The following is a 9,123-nucleotide window of genomic DNA, read 5'->3' as shown; positions in this document are numbered from 1 at the left end:
AAGCCGCCCGGCACGCGCGTGAGGCGTTCGCGGCGACGTTGGGGCGCGGGCTGGCCGAGCATCACGACGTGCTCACGCTGCGTCCGGATGCGCTGCGCCGCCTCGACCGCGCCGACGCCGTGGTGGTCGATCCCCGCGTCCTGCTCACCGACCGGTTACGGGTCGGCGGGCTGCGCGCAGTTGCCGAGCACGACCGCGCCGCGATCTGGCAGTGGGCGCAGGAACAGGTCCACAACGGCGCGCTGGGTGCCGGGTGGCACGACGTCCCGCGGCGCGACCGCGTGGCGCGTAACGGAAAAGCCGAAAAGGCCTCGCAGGTTGTCCCGCAGGTTTTTGTCGGCCGTACCCCGCACCCCTTGGCGGCGAACGTGGTCGCGGCGATCCGGCGTGCCGACATCGAGGCGGTGTCGGTGACGTGCGAGGAACTCGGCGAGCTGCGTTCGTCTTTCGACGAGTTGCGGCCGGTGGCGGGATCCATGGATTCCGCACTGTTGGCCACCGTGCAGGCTCTGCAGGCCGACGGGCGCACCGTGGCCGTGCTTTCCGGCGACGCCGGGCGGGCACTGACCGCTGCCGACGTGGCGATCGGCCTTGCTTGCCCGGGGCGGCAGCCACCGTGGCAGGCCGACGTGCTGATCTCCGAGCTCAGCTCGGCATGGCGGATCATGCACGCCATCCCTGCGGCGCGGCGCGCCAGCCGCCGTGGTGTCGAACTCGCCACCAGTGCAACGCTTCTGGGTTCCATTCTGATGATCCCCGGGGTTCGCGGTCGCGGCCCCGGGCCTGTGACCGCCGGCGCCGCCGCCGGCCTGGCCACCGGCTTATGGCTGGCTCGGGGAGTGTTCGCCGCCCCGGTGCCGACACCGGCTCCGATGGACGAATGGCACGCGATGTCGGTGGACCAGGTTCGAGAGGCGCTGCCGCAGCCGACGATTCAGGCGAGTCCACCGCGATCGCGGCTGGCCGCGTCGGCCAGCACCTCCTCGGCGCTGGTTGGCAACGTGACGGGGCCGGCGCTTCGGCTGGTGGCAGAGTTGGGCTCGGCTGTTCGCCAGGAACTGTCCGATCCGTTGACGCCGGTGTTGGCCGTCGGCTCGGCGGCCAGTGCCCTTCTGGGGTCACCGGTCGACGCCATCCTGGTCGGGTCGGTCCTCACCGGCAACGCAGTGCTGGCCGCGTCCCAGCAGGTACGCGCTGAGCGGCTGTTGCGTCGCCTGCTGGCGGTGCAGGACCCGCCGGCCCGGTTGCTGCTCGAGGACGGCCTCGAGGACTGCTACGAGAGCGTCAGCGCAGCAGGGTTGCTTCCCGGCCAACTCATCGAGGTGCGTTCCGGTGAAGTGATTCCGGCCGACTGCCGGATCGTCGAGGCCACCGACCTCGAGGTGGACGAGGCCTCGCTCACGGGTGAGTCTCTGCCGGTGCCGAAGCAACCCGAGTCCACGCCGGGCGCCGCGGTCGCCGAACGTAGCTGCATGCTTTTCGCGACGACAACCGTGGTCGCCGGTAGTGCCGTGGCGGTGGTGACGACTGTCGGGGCGCAGACGCAGGTGCGACGGGCGGCCGAGGTGGCTCCGGCGCAGGGTTCTGCGGTCGGGTTGCAGTCTCAGCTAAGGGATTTGACCAATCGGGCGTTGCCGTTCAGCCTGGCCGGCGGTGCGCTCGTCAGCGGTCTCGGTCTGCTGCGCCTGGCGCCGCTGCGTCAGGCGGTGTCCAGTGGCGTGGCCGTCGCCGTCGCTGCCGTGCCCGAAGGCCTGCCGCTGGTCGCCACCCTCGCGCAGCAGGCCTCGGCGCGCCGGCTCACCCGGGCGGGCGTCTTGGTTCGCAGCCCGAAGTCCGTGGAGGCGCTCGGCCGCATCGACGTGGTGTGCTTCGACAAGACCGGCACCCTCAGCGAGAACCGGCTGCGGGTGTCCCGTGTGCACAGCACAGCGGATTTCACCGACGAACAGGTGCTGACGTTCGCCGCGGCGGCGACCGCCCCCAAGAACGGCGCCCGGCACGAGCACGCCACCGATGCCGCGGTGATCGCCGCTGCGCCCACCGGGCAACCGGAGCACAACGGCGACGCGGTGCACCTGGCGTTCAGGTCCGGCAGACCGTTCTCGGCCTCGCTCATCGGGACTGAGCTCGTCCTCAAGGGCGCGCCGGAAGTGGTGCTCTCGGCCAGCCTGGGCACCAACGGTTCGCTCGCCGAGGCGATACACGAGATGGCGGAGTCCGGGTTGCGCGTCATCGCGGTGGCGCGCCGGACGGTGACGGCCGCGCAGGTCGAAGCCGCGCGCGAAAGCGACGAGGCCTTCGCAGAACTGTGTGGCAGCGACCTGCAGGTGGCCGGGCTGCTGGGTATCTCGGATACCCCGCGCGAGGAGGCGGCCGGGCTACTCAGGGCGCTCCAGGATCAGGACATCGCCGTTCGGCTGGCCACCGGGGACCACCCGGTCACCGCGGCAGCGATCGCCGCCGAGCTGGGGCTGCCGGTGACGCTCGATCAGGTGATCAGCGGCTCCGAATGGGAGGCCTTGTCGCGTCGGGGCCAGGAAGCCGCGGTGCGCGACAAAGTGGTGTTCGCCCGGATGACACCGGAACACAAAGTCCAGGTGGTGCAGACACTGGAACGCAGCGGCCTGGTCTGCGCGATGGTCGGTGACGGCGCCAACGACGCAGCGGCGATCCGCTCGGCCACGGTGGGCATCGGGGTGGCTGGCCACGGCACCGACCCGGCGCGCACGGCCGCCGACGTGATGCTGCTCGACGGTCGCATCGGCTCCCTGCTGGACGCCATCGACGAAGGCCGTCAGTTGTGGCGTCGGGTCCAGGCCGCGGTGGCGGTGCTGCTCGGCGGCAATGCCGGTGAGGTCGCGTTCGCCATCGTCGGGTCCGCTCTGACAGGTCGGTCGCCGCTGAACACCCGTCAGTTGTTGCTCGTCAACATGATGACCGACGCCCTGCCGGCGGCGGCACTGGCCGTCAGTCCCGCAGTGGGCACCGATGACGGCGCTGGCCGTGGACCGGACCAGGCAGCGTTGTGGCGGACTGTCGCGATCCGCGGCACCACCACCGCGGCCGCCGCGACGACGGCGTGGTTGATGGCCGGTTTCACCTTGCAGCCGCGACGGGCGTCGACGGTGGCGCTGGTCGCGCTCGTCTCCACCCAGTTGGGTCAGACGCTCATCGATTCGCACAGCCCACTGGTGGTCACCACGGCCGCCGGTTCGCTGGTCGCGCTCGGCGCGCTCATCAGCACCCCTGGAGTCAGCCAACTGCTGGGGTGTACGCCGCTGGGACCCATCGGCTGGACACAGGCACTCGGAACAGCAGGGGTGGCCACCGCGGCGGCCGCAATCGCCCCGCGGGTGCTGAGCCGCGTTCAGTCCTCGATCTCGAGCACCCCCAGCCGCCACAACACGGCGTACATTTCACGAAGCGGCATCGCGATGAAATGGGACACCACAGAGATCGGGTCCGAGGAGGCACCGGTACCAGTGTTGGACACGTCTCCCACGGTCCAGACGACCGGCGTCCAGAAAGCAAACACGCCATGACCGAAAGGCGACAAATGGCCGAATCCTCGCGGCGGACAACGCCTCAACGAGAAGCCGTGCAGGCGGTCCGCGAAGCCCAGTCGTTCGCGGTGGATCTGCCGGTGCTCGGGCGGGTCCGTCTGCCCAGGCCCGAGCAGCTGGCCTTCTACGGGGCGCTCGGCGTGCTCGCCGCCGTCGAGATCATCGAGTGGCCCGTCGCACTGGTGTTGGCCACCGGGCACCTACTGATCCAGGACGAGCACAACCGGGTCACCCAGGAGATCGGCGAGGCGCTCGCAGAGGCATAGGCTGCAGCGAGGTCGCCCCTTGGAGCAGTCATCAACGGCGCCGATCGCCATGTTCAACGCGCTGTGGTTCAAACCGGACGGCTTCGATCTGTACGCGAAGTACGCGGCCGGCGTCATGCCGATCCTCGCGAGGTGGATGCCGAGCTCGTACCCCCTTCCTCGTCGCCGAGGATGCCCTCGAGGGCGGTTTCGACCCGTTTCTCGTCGGCTTCGTGCGTTACCCGTCGGCACAGGCCTTCGATCAGATGTGGAGCAGCGAGCGCTACCAGGAGGTCGCCCACCTCCGCACCGACGCCGTCGAGCGGGCGGTGCTCACCCGCTGCACGATCGATCCACCCGACGCCACACCGGCCGTGCTGAGCCCCGGCGTCGCCGTGCTGAACATGCTGTGGTTCAACAACGGTGGCCGCGAACGCTACGACGAGTATCTGAGCGCTGCGCAGCCGCTGGTCGAAAAGGTCGGTGGTCGCTACGTCGTCCCCCGTTTCGTCCCCGAATCGGCCTATGACGACGACGTCGTGCCCGATCTGATCTTCCTCGGCAACTACCCCTCCACGGAAGCGGTGTTCGAGCTGGTGAACGACGCCGACTACTCATCTGTCGCCGAGCTCAGGACCGCTGCCGTCCGTCGGTCGGCGACCACGATCCTGCGCGTCCACTGACACCTCTCGTTTTCGAACACATCTGAGCGAGCACGGTTCATGCCGGACGCACCGGGTAGTCAACCGCTATGCCCCAGGTGGGGCAGCGACAGCCGCGAAATTCCACCGCGTGGAGGTGCAGTGACCATGGAACGACCCACGCTGGACTTCGGTGATGGGCTCACCGCCGTGCATGCACGATTGTCGGGGATACTGCTGACCGAGCAGACCATGGAGACCGCATTGCCGCTGATCACCTCGCTGGCACGCGACACCTTGGCCGGCAGCGTGGGATCAGGGGTCACGTTGCTGACGCGTGGCGGCAAGCCGACGACGTCCTCGAGCACCGACCCCGTCGTCGACACGATGGACCGGCTTCAGTACGGGTTGGACGAGGGGCCTTGCCTGACCGCATGGGCAACCTCGTCTGTGGTCCGCTGCGACGACCTGACAACCGAGGAACGCTGGCCGATCTGGTCGCCGCAAGCGGCCCGGTTGGGAATGCGATCTGTCCTGAGCTCCAGCCTGGAAGCCGGCGGGAAGACATGGGGCGCCATCAAGGTGTACTCAGATCAGAGCGGCCACACAGCTACGACGAGGCGGCGGAAGATGTTTTGCGACGGTTCGCGGCTCAGGCTGCGATCTTCGTGAGCAACGTGCACACCGCACAGTCGGTCGAGCAACTCAGCGCGGACACCAGAGAAACACTGCGCAGTCGCGACAACATCGCCACCGCAACCGGTATCGTGATGTCGCGGAGAAGCCTGGACAGACAGAGCGCACACAGACATCTGATGCACTTGGCGCAACAATCGCGCCACTCGACCCGTAGCCGACTCAGACCGATGACCACTCGCCTCAGTCAACGGTTCCACGAGGCCCTCGACGCCTCGGAGCTCACCGTCGGACAACTCTGGGTGCGGTACTTCGCGCTGGGCGGCGATGCAGGCGAGATCGAAGTCGACGCTTATCTCAACGGAGCCATGGCGCCGCCCGGAATTCAGCACGACATGCTTGCCCACGCCATCAACGAGCGACTCGATGAACTCACACCACCGCGGGCACCGTACAGCGAAGAGTACGTCGCCACCGAAGAACGCCGATCCGAGCGGTGGTTCGAGGACGACTGAGTGAGGTGCTCGATCCGGTAGGCCTAGCCGCCCTTGGGCGGGCGGGTTTTCGGCGCGAAATCGCTCAGCCGCTCGATCCAGCGCTGCACGCTGCGGCCGACGGACTTGGGCACATGGTCGGGATCCATCAGATCGTTCTCGGCAAGCATGCTGGCCTCACCGGCGATGGTTTCCTCGGTGAACCGCCGCAACGTCCGGCCTTCTCCGCGTAGCGTTTCCACCGCCTGAAGGAACGAATCCCGGCGCTGCAGGGCGTCCCCGAACTCGTCGGCGGACACACCGAGGTGCTCGCACACCAAGTGGTTACGCACCGATGTGATCGTCTGGCGGAGCTCGTCGTGCTTCGCGGCGGCGGGGTCTGCCTCCACGGCCACGTCGCACTCGCTGTCGAATCCCATCGACCGGTTGTTCAGGTTCGAGGAACCGATACGCAACAGCCGGTCATCGATCACCATGATCTTGGAATGCACGTAGATCGGCATGTCTTCGTCGGTCACCGGCCAGTACACAGCCAGTCGCTGATGCTGATCTGCCTGCCAAAGTTCATGCAGGAGGCGGTATCTCGCGCTGTCCATCGCCTGTTCTTCAAGACGGCTCTCCGAGCTACGAGGGATGACGATGACGATTTCCGGGCCGTCGGGTTCGCGCAGCCGGCGGGCCAGCGCGAAGGCGAGCGTGCGGGAGGCCAGGTACTGGTTCTCGAGGTAGATCGTGTGACGCGCCGCCGCTATCGCCGCGAGGTTCAGGGCCTCCACCTCGCGGACTTCGCTGTGGTTGTCCATCTCCGGCATGGTGCGCATGATCCCGACATCGACGTTGCGCATGAGTGGCTCGAGTCCGTCCGGCCAGAACCGGTGGTCGACGACCACCTGAGCCACGTACTCGCCCGTCGCCGTCCGCCATCGTTCCCGCGCCTGGTCGCCGAGAGCGCGCGCGGCCGGGCCGCTGACCGCGAAGGCGGCTTCGTGCCTGGGGCCGTATGTACTTCCGCTCTCGACGCGAAACTCGTTATTCTGCAGGTGCTCGCGCGTGTCCCAGCGGCCGTGGGTGAGATCGATGCCGCCGCAGAACGCCATCACGTCGTCGATCACCACGATTTTCTGGTGATGGACCGCACCGGTCGGATGCGCACCGTCGATGGCGAACTGCAGCCGGTCGCGGGTGAGCCAGTTCAACAACGCCACGGGCGTGAAGTCACCCCACATCCCTTCGAATGCCGGGAGCAGCCGCAGATTCGATCTCAGCAGGTAGATGTCGAGGTTGGGCCGCACCCGCACCAGCCAACGCAGGAACGTGCCCAGCTGGTTCGGCCCGGGAAGTGTTTTGCCGCCGCGCTCGAACGTCATCCGGGTGTCGAAGTCCCACCCGATGAGCAGGACCCGGCGCTGGGCCTGCAGCAGCGCGGCCTTGCACTGATAGAAGTAGTCGGCGCCGTCGATGATGCATGCCAGCTGATCGGCACGTTCCACGCGCCAGCACGTCTCGCCCGGGGTCAGCAGGCGGTCGCTACTCATGGCAGGCCGTCGACGAGACTTCGCTGCTCACGGCGGACATAGCGCAGTGTCTATCACATCCGGCCCGCACCGACCGGTGACAGAAATCTGACTGCACCCAGCCGCGGCCGCGGATATATGCATGTGCTATGCATATATAGTGACGCAAGCCCGCTACGACCGACTCGACGACCTGCTCACGCGCATTCACCTCGCGCGGCAGCGCCGGGCCTGGCGGCGGCGGCGGCTCCTCGACGGAGCGGAGTCGGTGACGAACGTGTCGATGTTGCGAGTGCTGCGCGCCGTGGAGGAATGCGAACGCACCGAGGCCGGCGCCTCGATCCGCGACGTCGCCGAGTTCATGGCGGTCGAGCAGTCCACCGCCAGCCGCACCGTGGCTGCCGTCGTCGCGGCCGGCCTGCTCACCAAGACCTCGGCCCCCGACGATCAGCGGCGGTGTGCGCTGATGCTGACCGACGTCGGCCGCAAGGCGCTGGCGACCGTGACGGATCGCCGCCGGGATCTGGTCGCCGAGACGATCGCCGACTGGCCGGACACCGATGTCGACACGCTGGTCGGCCTGCTGGACCGGTTGACCGAACGCTTCGAAGGCGCGGGGACCGAGTGACCGCAGAAACCACGGAAACCACGGCCCCGCCGCAATCGCGGAGTGCGCTCGGGTTGATGTTCGATCCGGTCTTCGGTGCGCTGTTCTGGGGAAAGATGTTCTCGGTCGTCGCGGTGTGGACCCACGGCATCGTCGCGGCGATCGTGATGTACGACGCGACGCGCTCGGCGCTCATGGTCGGCCTGGTCGGGGTCGTACAGTTCGCACCGCAGCTGATCCTGAGCCCCACCAGCGGCAAGTGGGCCGACACCGGAAACCCGGTACGTCAGATTCTGCTGGGCCGGGTGTTGTGCATCGCCGGGTCCGGGTCCGTGGCGATGTGGCTGTTCCTCGAACCCGGGCTGCAAGGCACCGCCACCGCGATTCCGATACTCCTGGGAACCGGGCTGGTCGGGTTCGGCTTCGTCGTGGGCGGGCCGGCGATGCAGTCGATCGTGCCCAACCTGATCCGTCCCGGTGAGCTCTCCACGGCCATGGCGCTCAACAGCATCCCGATGACCATCGGCCGCATCGCCGGTCCCGCCACCGGTGCCTACTTGGCCGCGCACTTCGGCTCGGCCACCGGCTTCGCCGTCAGCGCCGGCCTGCACCTGATTTTCGCCGTCTTCCTGGTCGCCGTGCGGTTTCCGGCACCCCCGGTACGGCGTTCCGGGGCGGACTACCGGGTGCGCGCCGCACTCAAGTACGTCTGGGCTGACCGCCCGCTGTTGCTGGCACTGATCGCGGTGACCACGGTCGGTTTCGCCTCCGACCCGTCGATCACGCTGACGCCTTCGATGGCCGATGAGCTCGGCGGCGGCGCCCGCCTGGTGGGGACGTTGTCCGCAGTGTTCGGCATCGGCGCGGCGGTCGGGATGGTGGCGCTGGCCCTCATGCGGGGGCGGATGGCCTCGGCGCGCGTGTCGAGCATCGGATTGGCGGGGCTGGCCGCCGGTGGTGCGGTGCTGGCCATCGCGGCGGGACCGGCTGTCGCAATGGCCGGGTTCGCGTTGGCGGGGCTGGGTTTCGGCTGGGCCATGACCGGACTGAGCACCGTGGTGCAGGAGCGCGCGCCGGAGGAGTTGCGGGGCCGCATCATGGCGCTGTGGCTGGTCGGCTTCCTCGGCTCCCGGCCGATCGCGGCGGCGCTGCTCGGCGGAACGGCCGACGTGGTCAGCGTTCAGGCGGCGTTCGCGGTGGCGGCCGCGCTCACCCTCGCGGTGACCCTGTGGTGCCGACCGTCTAATCTCACCGGCCCGCTACCCGCCCAGCTGTAGTCGCAGTTCGGTTCCATCGCCGCAGGACCGCTGCGAGAGCGTCGTCGAGAATGCCCAGACCTTCGTCGAGTTCGGTGTCGGTGACGGTCAGCGGCGGCGCGATGCGGAAGATCCCGCCCATGCCGGGCAGCTGGACGATGTTCATG

At 68.3% G+C, this 9,123-nt stretch carries 8 protein-coding genes and 2 pseudogenes; 8 read left to right on the top strand and 2 right to left on the bottom strand.

Going from position 1 to position 9,123, the window contains the following annotated elements:
- Positions 1-476: 476 nt before the first annotated feature.
- Positions 477-3,284, top strand: a pseudogene (locus tag WA944_RS25185) (HAD-IC family P-type ATPase); the annotation flags it as partial.
- Positions 3,285-3,367: 83 nt separating this feature from the next.
- Here the strand turns inward: WA944_RS25185 and WA944_RS25180 are convergent.
- Positions 3,368-3,415, bottom strand: coding sequence for a hypothetical protein (locus WA944_RS25180; protein WP_526369863.1), 48 nt, complete (start codon positions 3,413-3,415; stop codon positions 3,368-3,370).
- 141 nt (positions 3,416-3,556) lie between these two features.
- Between WA944_RS25180 and WA944_RS25175 the strand changes: the two genes are divergently transcribed.
- From WA944_RS25175 to WA944_RS25155, 5 genes and pseudogenes are all read left to right on the top strand, one after another.
- On the top strand, positions 3,557-3,829 hold the full coding sequence (locus WA944_RS25175; protein WP_526369859.1) for a hypothetical protein: 273 nt from the start codon (positions 3,557-3,559) through the stop codon (positions 3,827-3,829).
- Positions 3,830-4,041: 212 nt separating this feature from the next.
- Positions 4,042-4,491, top strand: a complete 450-nt coding sequence (locus WA944_RS25170) for a DUF1330 domain-containing protein (RefSeq protein WP_526611572.1) — start codon at positions 4,042-4,044, stop codon at positions 4,489-4,491.
- Between the two features lie 126 nt (positions 4,492-4,617).
- Positions 4,618-5,121, top strand: a complete 504-nt coding sequence (locus WA944_RS25165) for a GAF domain-containing protein (RefSeq protein ID WP_526369855.1) — start codon at positions 4,618-4,620, stop codon at positions 5,119-5,121.
- Positions 5,016-5,240, top strand: a pseudogene (locus WA944_RS25160) (hypothetical protein); the annotation flags it as partial. The gene WA944_RS25165 and the pseudogene WA944_RS25160, both read left to right, overlap by 106 nt.
- Before the next feature lie 75 nt (positions 5,241-5,315).
- Positions 5,316-5,600, top strand: a complete 285-nt coding sequence (locus WA944_RS25155; protein ID WP_526369861.1) for a hypothetical protein — start codon at positions 5,316-5,318, stop codon at positions 5,598-5,600.
- 23 nt (positions 5,601-5,623) lie between these two features.
- Here the strand turns inward: WA944_RS25155 and WA944_RS25150 are convergent, their stop codons facing one another.
- The gene (locus WA944_RS25150) at positions 5,624-7,114 is read right to left on the bottom strand and encodes a phospholipase D-like domain-containing protein (protein ID WP_526369853.1); all 1,491 of its coding nucleotides are present in this window, start codon (positions 7,112-7,114) and stop codon (positions 5,624-5,626) included.
- 121 nt (positions 7,115-7,235) lie between these two features.
- Here WA944_RS25150 and WA944_RS25145 point away from each other — a divergent pair, with 121 nt between their 5' ends.
- Together WA944_RS25145 and WA944_RS25140 are read left to right on the top strand one after the other, a co-directional pair.
- On the top strand, positions 7,236-7,721 hold the full coding sequence (locus WA944_RS25145; protein ID WP_526369851.1) for a MarR family winged helix-turn-helix transcriptional regulator: 486 nt from the start codon (positions 7,236-7,238) through the stop codon (positions 7,719-7,721).
- A gap of 56 nt (positions 7,722-7,777) precedes the next feature.
- Positions 7,778-8,977 (top strand): MFS transporter, encoded by a 1,200-nt coding sequence (locus WA944_RS25140; protein WP_526647451.1) that lies wholly within the window; start codon positions 7,778-7,780, stop codon positions 8,975-8,977.
- The last annotated feature ends 146 nt before the right edge of the window (positions 8,978-9,123 follow it).

It is taken from the genome of Mycobacterium sp., assembly GCF_049683355.1.
GTDB lineage: Bacteria > Actinomycetota > Actinomycetes > Mycobacteriales > Mycobacteriaceae > Mycobacterium.
Note: the sequence above shows the minus strand (reverse complement) of the source record. Positions and strands in the feature narration are given on the sequence as shown.

Excerpts from the sequence above, each read along its gene's own strand:
- WA944_RS25175 (WP_526369859.1), top strand. The coding sequence starts at position 3,557 with ATGGCCGAATCCTCGCGGCGGACAACGCCTCAACGAGAAGCCGTGCAG.
- WA944_RS25165 (WP_526369855.1), top strand. The coding sequence starts at position 4,618 with ATGGAACGACCCACGCTGGACTTCGGTGATGGGCTCACCGCCGTGCAT.
- WA944_RS25155 (WP_526369861.1), top strand. The coding sequence starts at position 5,316 with ATGACCACTCGCCTCAGTCAACGGTTCCACGAGGCCCTCGACGCCTCG.
- WA944_RS25150 (WP_526369853.1), bottom strand. The coding sequence starts at position 7,114 with ATGAGTAGCGACCGCCTGCTGACCCCGGGCGAGACGTGCTGGCGCGTG.
- WA944_RS25145 (WP_526369851.1), top strand. The coding sequence starts at position 7,236 with ATGTGCTATGCATATATAGTGACGCAAGCCCGCTACGACCGACTCGAC.
- WA944_RS25140 (WP_526647451.1), top strand. The coding sequence starts at position 7,778 with ATGTTCGATCCGGTCTTCGGTGCGCTGTTCTGGGGAAAGATGTTCTCG.